The sequence below is a fragment of the Longispora sp. NPDC051575 genome (assembly GCF_040681875.1).
In the GTDB taxonomy this organism is placed as follows: domain Bacteria; phylum Actinomycetota; class Actinomycetes; order Mycobacteriales; family Micromonosporaceae; genus Longispora.
Genome location: NZ_JBFAZP010000009.1, coordinates 426,546 through 442,394 on the forward strand (window position 1 = coordinate 426,546; position 15,849 = coordinate 442,394).

Here is a 15,849-nt window from a genome sequence, read left to right on the forward strand (position 1 = left end):
GGCCCCGCGCTGCGCGCGGGGCCCCTCCTCGTTACTGACCTACTTGTCGACCAGTTCCTTCTTCGCCGGAGGCGGAGGCGGAAGCTCGCGCGGGATGAAGAAGCCCTTGACCGCCGGCCCGAGGGCACCGATCTTGTTCATCTTCTTCGGGATCGCCGCGCCCTCGTACTCCAGCAGGCCGTGGCCGTGCTCGTCGACGGGGCCGAGCGGCTGGTGCACCTCGTAGAAGCGGCCGTCGGGGGCCCGCTTGATGATGCCCGTCTCGATGCCGTGCGCCAGGACCTCGCGGTCGTGCTGCTGGAGGCCCAGGCAGATCCGGTACGTGATCCAGTACGCCGCCGGCGGGGCCAGCAGCAGCAGGATCCGGCCCGCCCAGGTCATCGCGTTCAGGCTGATGTCGAAGTGCTGGGCGATCACGTCGTTGCCGCCCGACAGGAACAGCACCATGTAGAACGTGACGGCCATGGCGCCCAGGCCCGTCCGCACCGGCACGTCACGCGGCCGCTGCAGCAGGTGGTGGTGCGCCTTGTCCTTCATGAACCGGGCCTCGAGGAACGGGTACAGCAGGCCCAGGTGCACGATGACGCCCGGCAGGATCACGGCCGCCCAGAAGATCGGCGGGATCGTGTGGTCGAACACCCGGATCTCCCAGGCCGGCCACAGTCGGGCGATGCCGTCGAGGAACATGACGTACCAGTCGGGCTGGCTGGCCGAGGAGATGACGCTGGCCTGGTACGGCCCGAACAGCCAGATCGGGTTGATCTGGAACACGCCGCCCATGAACGCGATCACCGCGAAGGTGATCATGAAGAAGCCGCCGCCCTTCATGGCGAACCCGGGGAACATCCGGACACCGACGACGTTCTCGTTGGTCCGACCCGGTCCCGGCCACTGGGTGTGCTTCTGCTTGACCAGCAGACCCATGTGCGCGGCGATCAGCCCGAGGATGATCGCCGGGAAGATCAGCACGTGCAGGATGTAGAACCGCGGGATGATCACCGTGCCGGGGAACTCCCCGCCGAACAGGGCGAACCCGGCCCAGGAGCCGATCACGGGGATCGACTGGGTGATCGCGTTGATGACCCGCAGACCGGTACCGGACAGGCCGTCGTCCGGGATCGAGTACCCGAACAGACCCTCCATGAAGCCCAGCCAGAACAGCAGGAAGCCGATCATCCAGTTGGCCTCGCGCGGCTTGCGGAACGCGCCGGTGAAGAACACCCGGAGCATGTGGATCACGATCGCGGCCATGAACAGCAGCGCCGCCCAGTGGTGCATCTGCCGCATGATCAGGCCGCCGCGCACCTCGAACGAGATGTCCAGCGTCGACTCGTAGGCCTTCGACATCTCGATGCCGTTCAACGGCGTGTACACGCCGTTGTACATGACCTCCTCCATGGAGGGGTCGAAGAACAGGCTCAGGAACGTACCCGTGAGGAGCAGCACGATGAACGAGTAGAGCGCGATCTCACCGAGCAGGAACGACCAGTGGTCCGGGAAGACCTTGTTGAACAGCCGCCGCATCGGGGTGGCCATGTGGAACCGCTCGTCGATCTGGAGCGCGCTGCGCTTCGGCAGCGTGGCGAGGTCGATCTTCTTCGTCTTCATGGCCGCTCCCAGAAGGCCGCGCCGACCGGCACCTTGTAGTCGGACTTGGCGACGAAGAAGCCCTCTTCGTCCACCGTGATCGGCAGCATCGGCAGCCGCCGCGTCGCCGGGCCGAAGATCGGCTTGGCGTTGTCCGTGATCTGGAACTGCGACTGGTGGCACGGGCACAGCAGCCGGTTCGTCTGCTGCTCGTAGAGGCTCGCGGGGCAACCCAGGTGCGTGCAGATCTTCGAGTACGCGACGAAGTTCTCCCACATGCCGCCGCTGTTCGGGTCGTTCGCGTCCGTCAGCGCGTTGACCGCCTTGTTCGCGAGGTTCTTGCGGGCCTCCCGCGCGTCGTCGTCGCGCAGGTGGATCAGCAGGGTCGGCGAGTCGGCGTGCACGTTGGTCGTGCCGTGGTCGACGCCCGGGAACGCCGTGATCTGACCGCCGACGCTGACGTCCTGCGGCCGGACCGGGGTGCCGTCCTCACGGACCAGGCGCACCGGCTTGCCCTTGTTGAACTCTTTCGCGTCGAAGCCGGTCTTCATGAGCGGCTCGCCCTTGTGCGGGTCCTTGATCATGCCGCCCAGCGGGACGATCGCCGCCGCGCCCAGCGGCAGCATGCCGAAGGCCAGCGCACCCTTGAGCAGCGGACGCCGCCGGGTCACGCCGAGCTCGTCGTTCATGTTGAGCAGCGTCACCCCGGTCAGCTTCTGCTCGGTGGTGTCGACCTCGTTGTGCCGGTCCTGGACCGAGATCTCCGAGGGGAGCAGCCGCTTGGCCCAGATGATCTGCGCGGCACCCAGGCCGAGCAGGGCCAGCCCGAGGCCGACGCCGAGGATCGGGGTGTAGAACTTGTCCCGCCCGGAGCCCGCGTGGTACTCCCACGGCCACCAGATGTAGGCCACGACGAAGACCAGGGCGCCGACGCCGGTGGCGAGGAACCACAGGGCGATGTTGCGCTCGACGCGCTTCTCGGCCTTGGTGCCCGGCACCGGGAACCGGGGCTCGTAGTGGACGATCTCCACCCCGTCGCGCCGCGCCCCCTCGCGGACCAGGTCGAACCGCGTCAGTGACGGGTCCTCCGGGTCGAAGGTGCTGTTGTTGTCCTGACTGCTCATGACTTCCCTGCGATCCAGAGGCTTGCGAAGATCAAGAAAGTGATGCCGACCACGAAGATCGCCAGGCCCTCGGTCACCGGGCCGAGCCGGCCCAGTCCGAAGCCGCCCGGGTCCATGTCCGACCGCATGTACTCCACGTACGCGATGACGTCCTTCTTCTCCTGCGGAGTGAGCTGGTTGTCACCGAACACGGGCATGTTCTGCGGGCCGGTCAGCATCGCGCCGTACAGCTGCGCGGAGGTCGCCTCCCCCAGCGAGGGCGCGTACTTGCCGGACGACAGCGCGCCGCCGCCACCGGTGTACCCGTGGCACTGGGAGCAGTTGACCCGGAACAGCCGGCCACCGTTGGCCAGGTTCTCGCTCTTGTACTCGCCCGGGAGCTGCGGGCCGCCGCCGAGCTCCTGGATGTACTCGCCGAGCGCCTTGGTCTGCTCGTCGTTGAAGACCGGGGCCTTCTTCGGAGCCTGGGCGCCCTGGGCCGCCATCGGCATCCGGCCGGTGCTGACCTGGAACTCGACGGCGGCGGAACCGACGCCGATCAGGCTCGGGCCGCGGTCCTGGACACCCTGGCCGTCGGGGCCGTGGCAGGTGATGCAGCTGACGTCGTAGAGCCGCTTACCCTCCTCGGCCTTGGCCGACAGGGTCGCCTGGGCGCCGTCGTCGGCCTGGGAGCTGGGGATGAGCGCTGCGTAGACACCGCCGGCAAGGGCCAGCGCGGCCAGCATCCTGGCAGCGGCACCGATCCGCCGGCGCAGCTTGCTCGGCACGCGGCGGAGAGGTGGCTTCTCTGAGGTCATGTCGTCACCTTGCGGTCGCTCGACGAGGTTCATCGTCACTTCAGGAAGTAGATCATGGCGAACAGGGCGATCCAGACCACGTCGACGAAGTGCCAGTAGTACGACACGACGATCGCGGAGGTCGCCTGCGCGGGCGTGAAGCGCGAGAGCGTGGTGCGGATCATCACGAAGATGAACGCGATGAGCCCGCCGGTCACGTGCAGACCGTGGAAGCCTGTCGTCAGGTAGAACACCGTCCCGTACCCGTCGCCGGGGAGGGTGATGTTCTCGTGCAGGACCAGGTTGCGGTACTCGTTCGCCTGACCCAGCACGAACGCCAACCCCATGAGGAAGCTGATCGTGAACCAGATCCGCAGCTTGTGCGCGTCACCCCGTTCCGCCGCGAACACGCCGAACTGGCAGGTCACGGAGGAGAGGACCAGGATCACGGTGAAGACCAACGCGTAGGTCACGTTGAGCTTCTCCGTCTGCTCCTCCCAGAGACCCGGGTGGGCGTTCGGCATGGCTGCCCTGATGGAGAAGTACATCGCGAACAGGGCCGCGAAGAACATGAGTTCGCTCGAGAGCCAGACGATCGTCCCCACACTGACCATGTTCGGACGGGTCAGGGAGTGGATCCGGCTCTTCTCGATGGCTGAGGCGGCTGTCACGGGGCCATTATTGCCCCTAGATCGCCCCGGGGTACGCCGGGGTGGGAATAACCGCGTGTCGCGTCGACTAGTACGATCCGATCGTTCCATACCCGCACCCGTGGGAGCCTGGCGAGATGACTGCTCAGAAGTACACCGTCCTGCTGTACAGCGACGACCAGCTCATCCGCGAGCGGATGCGTCTCGCCATCGGCCCGCGGCCCGCCGACGACGTCGCGGTGACGTTCGTCGAGGCGGACACGCACGGCGCGGTGCTGCGGACCCTGGACGGCTCCGAGATCGATCTGCTGGTCCTCGACGGCGAGGCCGCCCCCGCCGGTGGCACGGGCATCGCCCGCCAGGTCAAGGACGACTACACCGACTCCCCCCCGGTCCTCCTCGTGATCGCGCGGGCGGCCGACCGGTGGCTGGCCTCGTACGCGAACGTCGAGGCGACGATCATGCACCCGATCGACCCGATGGAGACGGCCGGCGTCGTCGCCGACCTGCTCCGCAAGCGCAAGATCTAGCCAGCCCCCCTCATCCCGGAGGCCGTCATGGGCACCCGCACCTGGCCGCACCTGCTCACGACGCTGCTCACCGGCGGCGAGCTGTCCAGCGCGGACACCGCCTGGGCCATGGGCGAGATCATGTCCGGGGAGGCCACGCCCGCGCAGATCGCCGGGTTCGCGGTCGCGCTCCGGGCGAAGAGTCCCACCGCGACCGAGATGACCGGCCTGGTCGGGGCGATGCTCGAACACGCCCCGAACGTGGACGTCGACCGCGACGCCGTGGACATCGTCGGCACGGGCGGCGACCGGGCGCACACCGTGAACATCTCGACCATGGCCGCGCTGGTGATCGCCGGTACCGGGACCAGGGTGGTCAAGCACGGCAGCAGGTCGGCCTCCTCGCTGTGCGGGGCCGCCGACCTGCTCGAACACCTGGGCATCCCGCTCGACCTGGGCCCCGACGGCGTGGCCGCCTGCGTCCGCGAGGTCGGGATCGGCTTCTGCTTCGCGGCCCGGTTCCACCCGGGCATGCGGCACGCCGCCGTCCCCCGCCGCGAGCTGGGAGTGCCCACCGCGTTCAACTTCCTCGGCCCGCTGGCCAACCCGGCCCGGCCCCGGGCGGCGGCCGTCGGCTGCTTCGACGAGTCGATGGCCCCGGTCATGGCCGAGGTGTACGCCCGCCGCGGCGACTCCGTCCTCGTCCTGCGCGGCGAGGACGGTCTCGACGAGTTCACCACGGGCGCCCCGACCCGGGTCTGGGCGGTCAGCGACGGCCGGGTCACCGAGTCGGTCCTCGACGCCCTGGACTTCGGCATCGCCCGGTCCGAGCCCGACGCGCTGCGCGGGGCCGACGCGGACTTCAACGCCGCCGTCACGCACCGCCTGCTGGCCGGTGAGACGGGCCCGGTGCGCGACGCGGTCCTGATGAACGCCGCCGCCGGCCTGGCGGCCTACGAGGGCCTCAGCGACCTCCAGGGGGCGCTGCGCAGGGGTCTGGTGCGTGCGGCCGAGGCCATCGACTCCGGGGCCGCTGCGCGGCTCCTGGAGCGCTGGGTCGCCGCGGCCAACACGGCCCGCGCCGCCGAGTAGCCCGGCCGGCCCGCCCACCCAGACATGAGGAAGGCCCCCACCATCCGGTGGGGGCCTTCCTCATGTGGATCAGATGTGCTCGGGACGCTCGCCCGCGTGCCCGGCCTCGTAGGCCTTCTGCGCACCCGTGTAGTACTCGAACAGCAGGCCCGCGGTGGCCGCGATGATCGCCACGCCGCCGAGGCCGATCAGCCACGGCTTCCAGAACACGACGCCCATCCCGGCGAGCGCGGCGGACAGCGCCAGCCCGAAGGGCCAGTAGCTGCCCGGGGAGAAGAAGCCGATCTCGCCGGCGCCCTCGTGGATCTCCGCGTCCTCGCGGTCCTCGGGGCGCAGGTCGATCCGGCGGGCCACGAACCAGAAGTACAGCGCGCACATCATGCACAGCGTGCCGGACAGGATGAGGGCGACGACGCCGATCCAGTCCATGTGCTTCTGCGCCGCGTCGATGCTGTCCTCGGCGACCATGTAGTGCTCGGAGTACCACGCGTAGAACCCTGCCGACGCGTAGATGAACACGGCGACCATGCCGAAGATCTTGTATTCGGTCCTCATCGGTTACGCCCCGCTCAGCTCGTCGTGCGCGCGTCGCGCTTGGTCGTGAACGGCGAGGTCGTCGTCGCGATCGGCTCCTCGCCGGCGGCCTCGAGCGCCTCGGGGGTGCTCTTGCCGGCCTTCTTCGCGGCGAGGAACTTCTCGTAGTTCTCCGGCGACACGGCACGAAGTTCGAAGTTCATCATCGAGTGGTACGTGCCGCACAGCTCCGCGCACCGGCCGACGAACGCGCCCTCACGCTTGACCGTCACCTGGAACTTGTTGGTGACGCCCGGGATCTGGTCGCGCTTGAACAGGATCTCCGGCACCCAGAACGAGTGGATGACGTCCTTGCTGACCTGCTTGAACTCGATCGTCTTGCCGACCGGCACCACGAGGACCGGCACGTAGTCGGTCGAGCCGATGGTGTCGACGGGCTGACCGTCGGGGCCGTTCTGGCCGAGGTAGCGGAACTGCCAGTTCCACTTGAAGGACACGACCTCGACGGTGACCGCCGGGTTCGGGTCGATCTTGTTCACGTACGTCTGCGCGATCGCGGTGTAGTAGAACAGCACGGCGACGATCAGGAAGGGCAGTACCGAGTACAGCACCTCCATCGGCGCGTTGTACCGCGTCTGCGGCGGCAACGCGTCGCCCTTCTTCCGGTAGCGCACGATGCACCAGAAGATCAGGCCCCACACCAGGATGCCGACGATGAACGCGGCGATGACGGAACCGATCCACAGGTCGTACATGCGCTCGGACTGCGGGGTGATGCCACCCTTGGGCCAGCCGAAGTGGAACGCGTCGTCGACCGTGCAGCCGCCGAGCAGCATCACGAGGGCGACGCCACCAGTGGCCAGTCCGGCGATACGCCGCAGGCCCATCCCATGACCGGGAGAGTTGTCGACCACCGGCTCCTGCCTCCTTGGAACGCCGCGAACACCGAATACGGCAAGGTCGTCTTGACGGTCGCAGAGTACTTGACTACGGACACCCGACCTGGCTGGGGGTCGGCGTGTCCGGCCCCGAACAAAGGTCGGGCATCGCCCCGCGCGCGTTCGCACAGGCTACGTTCAGGGTATGCGCAGCGGCTATCTCGACGCGGCCTCATCGGCTCCTTTGCACCCCGTGGCGCGGGAGGCCTGGGCCGCCGCCCTCACCGACGGCTGGGCCGACCCCGCCCGGCTGTACACCCAGGCCCGCCGCGCCCGCCAGCTCCTCGACGCGGCCCGCGCCACCACCGCCGAGTGCCTCGGGGTGCGCCCCGACGAGCTGACGTTCTGCGCCAGCGGCACCCAGGCCGCGCACCTGGCGATCGAGGGCGCCCGCCGGGGCCGCCGCCGCGAGTCCGTCGTGCACTCGGCCGTCGAACACTCCGCCGTCCTGCACGCCGCCGCGCTCGGCCCCGCCGTCGAGGTGCCCGTCGACCGGCTCGGCCGGGTGGACCTCGCCGCGTGGTCGGCCGCGATCGACCCTGAGACGGCCGTGGCGGCCCTGATGAGCGCGAACCACGAGGTGGGTACGGTCCAGCCGGTCGCGGACGCCGCGGCGGTCTGCGCGGCACACGGCGTCCCCCTGTACGTGGACGCCGCCCAGTCCCTCGGCCGGATGCCGGTACCCCCCGGCTGGTCCCTGCTCACCGGCAGCGCGCACAAGTGGGGCGGCCCGCCCGGCGTCGGCCTGCTCGTCGTGCGCAAGGGCACCCGCTGGCGCCGCCCCGGCCCCGCCGACGAACGCGAACCGGGCCGGGACCTGCCCTCCATCGTGGCGGCCGCGGCCTCGCTGCGCGCCGTGCTCGCCGAGGCCGGCGCGGAGGACACCCGGCTGCGGGCCCTCGTCGACCGGATCCGCGCCGTGGTGGCCCTGATCCCCGACGTCGAGGTGATCGGCGACCCGGACGACCGGCTCCCGCACCTGGTGACCTTCTCCTGCCTGTACATCGACGGCGAGGCCCTGCTGCACGCCCTCGACCGGCGCGGCTTCGCCGTGTCCTCCGGTTCGAGCTGCACGTCGTCCACCCTGCACCCGAGCCACGTGCTCGTCGCGATGGGCGCCCTGAGCCACGGCAACGTCCGGGTGTCCCTGCACCGGGAGACCACCCCGGACGACGTCGACGGGTTCCTCGCGGCCCTGCCGGAGGTCGTCGCCGGACTGCGGAAGGAGGCCGGGGTGTGACGATCGTCATCGACTGCCTCGGTCAGCGCTGCCCGCTGCCGGTGATCGCCCTGGCCAAACGGCTGCCGACCGTGGCGGTGGGCGACGTGCTCCGGGTGCTCGCCGACGACCCGGCCGCCGCCAACGACATCCCCGCGTGGTGCCGGATGCGGGGGCAGGAATACGTCGGCGGGCACACCGTGAACGGTGCGCCCGCCTTCGACGTGCGACGAACGAGCTGACGACGCGCGGCCGACCCGTCGCAGCTCAGCGCCGAGCCGGGGCCTGGAGACGCCCCTGCGGCGGCCCGGGAACTAGGCCGCGAGGAACGGCCGCACCTCAGCGGCGGCCACATCCCCGTAGGAGTCCGCGAGCCGCTCCAGGAACCCGGCCGGCTTCACCTCGTACTCCTGGGTCCCGACCGTCTCCAGCACCAGCGTGGCCAGCAGCGACCCGATCTGCGCGGACCGCTCCAGCGGCAGCCCCCACGACAGCCCCGACAGGAACCCGGCCCGGAACGCGTCACCCACGCCGGTCGGGTCGTACGCCGCGATCTCCTTGGCCACCGGCACGTGCAGACGCTCCATGCCCCGCCCGGTGATCTCCACGCCGTCCTTGCCGAGCGTGGTGACCCGGATCTCGACCTTCGCCAGCACCTCGGCGTCGGACAGCCCCGTCTTGCTCTCCAGCAGGCTCTTCTCGTACTCGTTCGTGAAGAGGATCTTCGCGCCCTCGATCAGCCGCAGCGCGTCCTCGCCGCTCATCCGGGCGAGCTGCTGCGACGGGTCCGCCGCGAACGGGATCCCGCGCTGCCGGCACTCGTCGGAGTGCCGCAGCATCCCTTCGGGGTCGTTCGCGCCGACGAGGACGAGGTCGAGCCCGCCCACCCGGTCCGCGATCGGGCCCAGCTCGATCTCCCGGGCCTCGGACATCGCGCCGGCGTAGAACGAGGCGATCTGGTTCATGTCGTTGTCCGTGGTGCACACGAACCGCGCGGTGTGCGCGATCTCGCTGATGTGCACGGAGTCACAGTCGACCCCGTGCCGGCGCAGCCAGGACCGGTAGTCGTCGAAGTCGGCGCCGACCGCGCCGACCAGCAGCGGGTTGAGGCCCAGCTGGCCCATCCCGAAGGCGATGTTGGCCGCGACCCCGCCCCGGCGGACCACCAGGTCGTCGACGAGGAAGGACAGCGAGACCTTGTGCAGCTGGTCCGCGAGGAGCTGCTCCGCGAACCGCCCCGGGAAGTGCATGAGGTGGTCGGTGGCAATCGAACCTGTGACTGCGATCTTCATCGATAGACCTTTCGGGTACGGACAACGCCGCGACAGAGTACCGAACATGCGAAAAGCCCCGCCAGAAGCAGGGCTTTTCATCCTCCCGCGACGCCGGTCGCCCGGCGTCACGCGATGGAGGGATATCGCCTAGTGGAACGAGTCGCCGCAGGCGCAGGAGCCGCCGGCGTTCGGGTTGTCGATGGTGAAACCCTGCTGGTCGATCTTGTCGACGAAGTCGATCGAGGCACCCGCGAGGTACGGGATGCTCATCCGGTCCACGACGACCTCGAAGCCGTCGTACTCGCTGACGACGTCGCCGTCGAGCGAACGCTCGTCGAAGAAGAGCTGGTAGCGCAGGCCAGAACAACCGCCCGGCTGCACCGCGATCCGCAGGCGCAGGTCCTCACGGCCTTCCTGCTCGATCAGGGCCTTGACCTTGGCGGCGGCGGCGTCAGTGACACCGACGTTCTCAGCCTTGACCTCGGTCTTCTCGGTGGTCTCCGAAACGGTCACGTTGGTACTCCCTGGCGTGCCTGGTGATAGGTCCGCCTCGTACAACGTCCGTCGTCGCGGCGGTATTTCTCATGGTCGCACATGTCGGCGGGCTCGTCCCAGCCCGAGGTCGTTACCTGCCCCACTGTTCGGCGAGCCGGGCACCGATGGCGAAAAGCCCCACCGAGGGCTCCGCCATCGCACGGCCCACGTCCCCGAAGTGCTCCACGAGCGAGTGGATCTCCGTGATACCCGCCGAGGCGGCCTCCTTCCGGCCGACCGTGGAGCGGCCCGCGACCACGACACACGGCGCGCCCTGCTCGGCGGCGGCCTCCGCGACCCCGGAGACGACCTTCCCGCGCAGCGACTGGGCGTCGAACGAGCCCTCCCCGGTGATCACCAGGCCGACCCCGTCCATGGCCGCGTCCAGCCCGATCAGGGCCCTGACCAGGTCGATCCCGGACTCCCGGCGCCCGCCGAGCGCGAAGATCGCCGCCCCGATCCCCCCGGCGGCACCCGCGCCCGGGGCCTTGTCGACCCCGTTTCCGAGTACGCCGCCGAAGCGCTCCAGCGCCGCGTCCAGCCGCAGGACGTCCTCCCGGGAGGCGCCCTTCTGCGGCCCGAACACGTTGCTCGCCCCGTGCAGCCCCGCCAGCGGGTTGTCCACGTCCGTGGCGGCGACCAAGGTCACACCGTCGAGCTTCGGCGAGCCGACCAGCGCCGCGCACCGGGCCAGCGCCGCCCCGCCCGGGGGCAGCGGCACGTCGTCGGCGTCCACCGGCACCAGGCCGAGCGCGGCGAGCATCCCCGCGCCGGCGTCGTTCGTCGCTGAACCGCCCAGGCCGATCACGACCTCGGTGGCCCCGGCGTCCACGGCGGCCCTGACCAGCAGCCCCAGTCCGTGCGAGGACGTCACGTTCGGGTCCCGTTCGGCCTCGGTGAGCAGGTGCAGACCGGTCGCCTGGGCGCTCTCCACGTAGGCGGTGGACCCCACGAGCAACACCGAGCCGGGTACCGGCCGGCCCAGCGGGTCCGTGGTGGCCACCGGGAGGACGGAACCACCCAGAACCCCCAGTACCTCCAGGAATCCGGGTCCCCCGTCGGCCAGGGGCCGGCAGACGATCTCGTCGGCGGCGGCGACGCTCGCCCAGCCCGCCCGGAGGGCCTCGGCGACGTCGGGTGCCGACAGCGTGCCGGCGAACTTGTCAGGGCAGATGAGAACTCGCACCCACCGATCCTCGCACCCGCCCCCGGTGTCGGGCACGGATCACCCGCGCGTCCCAGCCCGTGGCAGGATTGGGGCGTGACTCAATGGCAGGAACCCTCCCCGACGGCCACCGCGCTCCTGTTGCTCGGTCGGGGCAGCGACCCCGGCTCCGAGCGCGGTGTCGACTGCCCCGGCGACCTCCCGGCCCCCAGCGACCCCGGCCTGGTCGAGCGCGCCCGCGCCGCCAAGGCCGCCCTCGGCGACCGGGTCTTCGTCCTCGGCCACCACTACCAGCGCGACGAGGTCATCGAGTTCGCCGACGTGACCGGCGACTCGTTCAAGCTGGCCCAGCAGGCCGCGGCCCGCCCCGACGCCGAGTTCATCGTGTTCTGCGGCGTGCACTTCATGGCTGAGTCCGCCGACATCCTCACCACCCCCGCCCAGCGGGTCGTGCTGCCCGACCTGGCCGCCGGCTGCTCCATGGCCGACATGGCCGTCCTCGGCCAGGTGGAGGACTGCTGGGACGCGCTGGCCGACCTGGGCATCGCCGACCGCACCGTCCCCGTGACGTACATGAACTCCTCCGCCGACATCAAGGGCTTCGTCGGCCGCAACGGCGGCGTGGTGTGCACCTCCTCCAACGCCAAGCGCGCGCTGGACTGGGCGTTCGAGCGCGGCGAGAAGGTGCTGTTCCTCCCCGACCAGCACCTGGGCCGCAACACCGCCGTCGGAGAGATGGGCCTGACCCTCGACGACTGCGTGCTGTACGACCCGCACAAGAAGAACGGCGGCCTCACCGCCGAGCAGCTGACGAACGCGAAGATGATCCTGTGGCGCGGGCACTGCTCCGTGCACGGCCGGTTCACCCTGGAGAACGTCCAGGAGGTCCGCCGCCAGCGACCCGACGTCAACGTGCTCGTGCACCCCGAGTGCCGGCACGAGGTCGTCCAGGCCGCCGACTACGTGGGCTCGACGGAGTACATCATCCGGGCCCTCGACGCCGCCGAGCCCGGCTCGTCCTGGGCCATCGGCACCGAGCTGAACCTCGTCCGCCGCCTGGGCAACGCCCACCCGGACAAAGAGGTCATGTTCCTGGAGAAGACCGTCTGCTACTGCTCGACGATGAACCGGATCGACCTGCCGCACCTGGTCTGGTCGCTGGAGGAGCTCGTCGCCGGGCGAATCCCCAACCAGATCACCGTCGACCCGGAGACCTCCCGGCACGCCCGGACCGCCCTGGACCGGATGCTCGCCCTGCCGTAGCGCGGAACCGCCCGGGGCTGTACCGCCCCGTCGTGACGCTCAGCCGCCCGCGTCGTAGCGGTCGGTCGCGGCGTCGGTGCCCTCGTGTCGGCCACGGTGCCGCCCGGCCAGCGGTAGCGATCCACGACACGTCGCCGACCGCGTGGGCCGTCGATGTGTGCGGGTATGCTCGGCCTTTGTGTGTCAGCAAGCCGGCGACCAGGTGGAGGCAACGTGACCGAGGACATGCTCGTGGTGCACGGAGGTGCGCCGCTACGGGGCGAAGTCCAGGTCCGGGGCGCGAAGAACCTGATCTCCAAGGCGATGGTGGCCTCGGTGCTCGGCACCGGCGTCAGCCGGCTCTACGACGTCCCCAACATCAGCGACGTCGGCATCATCCGGGGCCTGCTGGAGATCCACGGCGTCCGGGTCGACACCGGCCCCGAGGGCGAGCTCGTCTTCGACCCGAGCAACGTCGAGCGCGCCAGCACCGACGAGATCAACGTGCACGCCGGTTCCAGCCGGATCCCGATCCTGCTCTGCGGCCCGCTGCTGCACCGGCTCGGCCACGCGTTCATCCCCGACCTGGGCGGCTGCAAGATCGGTGACCGGCCGATCGACTTCCACCTGGAGGCGCTCCGCCAGTTCGGCGCGACGATCGACAAGACCCCCGACGGGCTGCACCTGACCGCGCCCGAGCGGCTGCGGGGCACCAAGTTCGAGCTGCCGTACCCGTCGGTCGGCGCGACCGAGCAGGTCCTGCTCACCGCCGTGCTCGCCGAGGGCATCACCGAGCTGCGCAACGCGGCCGTGGAGCCCGAGATCGTGGACCTGATCTGCATCCTGCAGAAGATGGGCGCGATCATCAAGGTGCACACCAACCGGGTGATCGAGATCCAGGGCGTGGAGAAGCTCGGCGGGTACAACCACCGCCCGATCCCCGACCGGATCGAGGCCGCCAGCTGGGCCGCCGCCGCGCTGGCCACCAAGGGCGACGTGTTCGTCCGGGGTGCCAACCAGGTCGACATGATGACCTTCCTGAACACGTTCCGGTCCGTCGGCGGCGCCTTCGAGGTGCTCGACGCGGGGATCCGGTTCTGGCACCCGGGCGACGAGCTGAAGGCCGTGGCCTTGGAGACCGACGTGCACCCCGGCTTCATGACCGACTGGCAGCAGCCGCTCGTCGTGGCGCTCAGCCAGGCCCGGGGCCTGTCGATCGTGCACGAGACGGTGTACGAGCGCCGGTTCGGCTACACCGAGGCCCTGAACAAGATGGGCGCCAACATCCAGCTGTACCGGGAATGCCTCGGCGGCACCCCCTGCCGCTGGGGCCGCCGGAACTTCCTGCACTCCGCGGTCATCGCCGGCCCGAGCAAGCTGTACGCGGCCGACCTGGAGATCCCCGACCTGCGCGCCGGCTTCAGCCACGTGATCGCGGCCCTGGCCGCCGAGGGCACCTCCCGGGTCTACGGCGTCGACCACTACATCGTCCGCGGGTACGAGGACTTCGACGGCAAGCTCGCCGCCCTCGGCGCCCGCACCGAACGCCCCGCGTAGCCTCCCCCGTTTCCCGGCTACTCTCGCAGGAGAGCAAGCTAGCCAGAGAAAGTGTGCCTTCTGTGTTCAGTCGCCGCGAAAAGACCGAGGACGCGCCCGTGACCGAGGTCGCCACCGACGCCGTGCCCGCCGAGGGCGAGGCCCAGGCCGGGGTCAAGAACCGCACCCCCGGCAAGGGCCGGCCGACCCCCAAGCGGAGCGTCGCGCAGTCCCGCAAGCCCGTCGAGCCGCCGCCGACCAACCGCCGCGAGGCCGCCAAGCGGGCCCGCGCGATCCGGATGGCCGACCGGGCCGACGAGCGGGCCGGCATGCTGCGCGGCGAGGAGAAGTACCTGCTCCCCCGCGACCGCGGCCCGGAGCGCAAGCTCGTCCGCGACATCGTCGACTCCCGCCGCACCGTCGGCACCTGGTTCTTCGCCGCCGCCCTGCTGATCCTGGTCGGCACCAACCCAGCGTGGCCGCTGATCGTCCAGACGACCTCCCAGCTGCTCTGGCTCGTGATCGCCGTCCTGTTCGTCGGCGACTCGGTCCTCCTGTCGCGCAAGGTCGGCAAGATGGTGTGGGAGCGGTTCCCCAAGACGGAACAGCGCAAGCCCGGCCTCTTCATGTACGCGATCATGCGCTCCATCACGTTCCGCAAGCTGCGGATGCCCAAGCCCGCCGTCAAGATCGGCGACGCGATCTAGCCCCACCGCACCACGAGAGCCCGCCCGGCACCCACGCCGGGCGGGCTTCCCCATACCCGGCTCCTACCGGCGGCACCCTCCACCCCGTCGGTATTCGGGCGCGGCGCCCCGCACCGTTCGATCCTTCGGTGACACCTCTCACCTACCGTCGATGACGACCCACACTGGTGCGGCAGCGGCCTCTCGGTGACCTCTCTCACCTGGGTTCTTTGTGCCGGCGGGTCCCGTCGGGCCATGATGCGGGGGTGACCTCATCCCCCTCCCGGGCGGAGCCGCCCCAGATCGCCGGCGAGAAGACCAGCCTCAGCGGGTACCTCGACTTCCACCGCGCCACCCTCGAACGCAAGTGCGCCGGGCTCACCGCCGACCAGCTCCGGGACCGCCCCGTCACCCCGTCCCGGCTGTCCCTGCTCGGCATCATGCGCCACCTAGCCGACACCGAACGGCTCTGGATCGCCAACCGTTACGGTTCCCTCGACCTCCCGCCGCTCTACTTCAGCGCGGAGAACCCGGACGGCGACTTCGAAGACCTCAACACCGCAGACCCTTCCGCGGTACTGGCCACCTGGCGCGAAGCCTGCGACCTCTCCCGGGACATCGTGTCCGCGGCCTCCCTCGACGACCTGGGCGTACGCGCCGACGGCACCTCCGTGACCCTCCGCTGGATCGTGCTCCGAGTCCTCGAGGAGTACGCCCGCCACAACGGCCACGCCGACCTGCTCCGCGAGAGCCTCGACGGCAGCACCGGCGCCTGAGAACCGCACCCGAACCGCCGGGCGGAATTGGCGTCCGAGCCGAGCCAGGCCGAGCCGAGCCGAGCCGACGACAGCCAAACCTCGGGGCAGACCGCGCCGACAAACGCCAAAGGGCCCGACCCTTTGGGGGTCGGGCCTGGGAAATGCCTTAGGGGCCCACCATGTCTGGTGGGCCCCTAAGGGAAATTGTGTCCGGCGGCGTCCTAC

Annotated in this window: 17 protein-coding genes; 8 read left to right on the forward strand and 9 right to left on the reverse strand. The window is 70.1% G+C overall.

Translation table 11 applies throughout. The features are described 5' to 3' along the window. Nucleotides 1-39: 39 nt before the first annotated feature. The 4 genes from AB0M43_RS28965 to AB0M43_RS28980 are packed head-to-tail and all read right to left on the reverse strand — an operon-like array spanning nt 40 to nt 4,158. On the reverse strand, nt 40-1,608 hold the full coding sequence (locus AB0M43_RS28965) for a cytochrome bc complex cytochrome b subunit (RefSeq protein ID WP_363728941.1): 1,569 nt from the start codon (nt 1,606-1,608) through the stop codon (nt 40-42). After that, nucleotides 1,605-2,711: a Rieske 2Fe-2S domain-containing protein gene (locus tag AB0M43_RS28970; protein WP_363728942.1), complete on the reverse strand. Its 1,107-nt coding sequence runs from the start codon at nt 2,709-2,711 to the stop codon at nt 1,605-1,607. The genes AB0M43_RS28965 and AB0M43_RS28970 overlap by 4 nt, the downstream gene beginning before the upstream one ends. Continuing rightward, the gene (locus tag AB0M43_RS28975; protein ID WP_363728943.1) at nt 2,708-3,508 is read right to left on the reverse strand and encodes a cytochrome c; all 801 of its coding nucleotides are present in this window, start codon (nt 3,506-3,508) and stop codon (nt 2,708-2,710) included. The genes AB0M43_RS28970 and AB0M43_RS28975 overlap by 4 nt, the downstream gene beginning before the upstream one ends. Nucleotides 3,509-3,543: 35 nt before the next feature. Next, the gene (locus AB0M43_RS28980; RefSeq protein ID WP_363728944.1) at nt 3,544-4,158 is read right to left on the reverse strand and encodes a heme-copper oxidase subunit III; all 615 of its coding nucleotides are present in this window, start codon (nt 4,156-4,158) and stop codon (nt 3,544-3,546) included. 116 nt (nt 4,159-4,274) lie between these two features. Here AB0M43_RS28980 and AB0M43_RS28985 point away from each other — a divergent pair, with 116 nt between their 5' ends. Next, complete coding sequence (locus AB0M43_RS28985) at nt 4,275-4,667, forward strand: hypothetical protein (protein WP_363728945.1); 393 nt, start codon at nt 4,275-4,277, stop codon at nt 4,665-4,667. Nucleotides 4,668-4,694: 27 nt separating this feature from the next. Beyond that, nucleotides 4,695-5,738, forward strand: coding sequence for an anthranilate phosphoribosyltransferase (gene trpD, locus AB0M43_RS28990; RefSeq protein WP_363728946.1), 1,044 nt, complete (start codon nt 4,695-4,697; stop codon nt 5,736-5,738). 69 nt (nt 5,739-5,807) lie between these two features. Here the strand turns inward: trpD and AB0M43_RS28995 are convergent, their stop codons facing one another. Together AB0M43_RS28995 and coxB are read right to left on the reverse strand one after the other, a co-directional pair. Beyond that, complete coding sequence (locus AB0M43_RS28995) at nt 5,808-6,293, reverse strand: cytochrome c oxidase subunit 4 (RefSeq protein ID WP_363728947.1); 486 nt, start codon at nt 6,291-6,293, stop codon at nt 5,808-5,810. A 14-nt stretch (nt 6,294-6,307) separates the two neighbouring features. Further along, nucleotides 6,308-7,159, reverse strand: a complete 852-nt coding sequence (gene coxB / locus AB0M43_RS29000; RefSeq protein WP_363728969.1) for a cytochrome c oxidase subunit II — start codon at nt 7,157-7,159, stop codon at nt 6,308-6,310. A gap of 196 nt (nt 7,160-7,355) precedes the next feature. Between coxB and AB0M43_RS29005 the strand changes: the two genes are divergently transcribed. Together AB0M43_RS29005 and AB0M43_RS29010 are read left to right on the forward strand one after the other, a co-directional pair. Next, entirely contained in the window at nt 7,356-8,450 is a 1,095-nt protein-coding gene (locus AB0M43_RS29005; protein WP_363728948.1) for an aminotransferase class V-fold PLP-dependent enzyme, read from the forward strand. After that, nucleotides 8,447-8,671: a sulfurtransferase TusA family protein gene (locus AB0M43_RS29010; RefSeq protein WP_363728949.1), complete on the forward strand. Its 225-nt coding sequence runs from the start codon at nt 8,447-8,449 to the stop codon at nt 8,669-8,671. Before AB0M43_RS29005 ends, AB0M43_RS29010 begins: the two co-directional genes overlap by 4 nt. A gap of 72 nt (nt 8,672-8,743) precedes the next feature. Here AB0M43_RS29010 and AB0M43_RS29015 read toward each other — a convergent pair whose 3' ends face one another. The 3 genes from AB0M43_RS29015 to AB0M43_RS29025 all read right to left on the reverse strand — a co-directional run bounded on the left by AB0M43_RS29015 (nt 8,744) and on the right by AB0M43_RS29025 (nt 11,423). Beyond that, nucleotides 8,744-9,721, reverse strand: a complete 978-nt coding sequence (locus tag AB0M43_RS29015) for a carbohydrate kinase family protein (protein WP_363728950.1) — start codon at nt 9,719-9,721, stop codon at nt 8,744-8,746. A gap of 129 nt (nt 9,722-9,850) precedes the next feature. Beyond that, a complete protein-coding gene (erpA, locus tag AB0M43_RS29020) occupies nt 9,851-10,216 on the reverse strand; it encodes an iron-sulfur cluster insertion protein ErpA (RefSeq protein ID WP_363728951.1) in 366 nt (121 codons plus the stop codon). Between the two features lie 112 nt (nt 10,217-10,328). Then, on the reverse strand, nt 10,329-11,423 hold the full coding sequence (locus AB0M43_RS29025) for a glycerate kinase (RefSeq protein ID WP_363728952.1): 1,095 nt from the start codon (nt 11,421-11,423) through the stop codon (nt 10,329-10,331). A gap of 75 nt (nt 11,424-11,498) precedes the next feature. On the opposite strand from AB0M43_RS29025, the gene nadA reads away from it, so the two are divergent. The 4 genes from nadA to AB0M43_RS29045 all read left to right on the forward strand — a co-directional run bounded on the left by nadA (nt 11,499) and on the right by AB0M43_RS29045 (nt 15,642). Further along, the gene (nadA, locus tag AB0M43_RS29030; protein ID WP_363728953.1) at nt 11,499-12,665 is read left to right on the forward strand and encodes a quinolinate synthase NadA; all 1,167 of its coding nucleotides are present in this window, start codon (nt 11,499-11,501) and stop codon (nt 12,663-12,665) included. Nucleotides 12,666-12,830: 165 nt separating this feature from the next. Next, a complete protein-coding gene (murA, locus tag AB0M43_RS29035; protein ID WP_363728954.1) occupies nt 12,831-14,201 on the forward strand; it encodes a UDP-N-acetylglucosamine 1-carboxyvinyltransferase in 1,371 nt (456 codons plus the stop codon). 98 nt (nt 14,202-14,299) lie between these two features. Next, a complete protein-coding gene (locus tag AB0M43_RS29040; RefSeq protein WP_363728955.1) occupies nt 14,300-14,887 on the forward strand; it encodes a DUF3043 domain-containing protein in 588 nt (195 codons plus the stop codon). 245 nt (nt 14,888-15,132) lie between these two features. Beyond that, entirely contained in the window at nt 15,133-15,642 is a 510-nt protein-coding gene (locus AB0M43_RS29045) for a DinB family protein (RefSeq protein WP_363728956.1), read from the forward strand. Nucleotides 15,643-15,849: the final 207 nt, after the last annotated feature.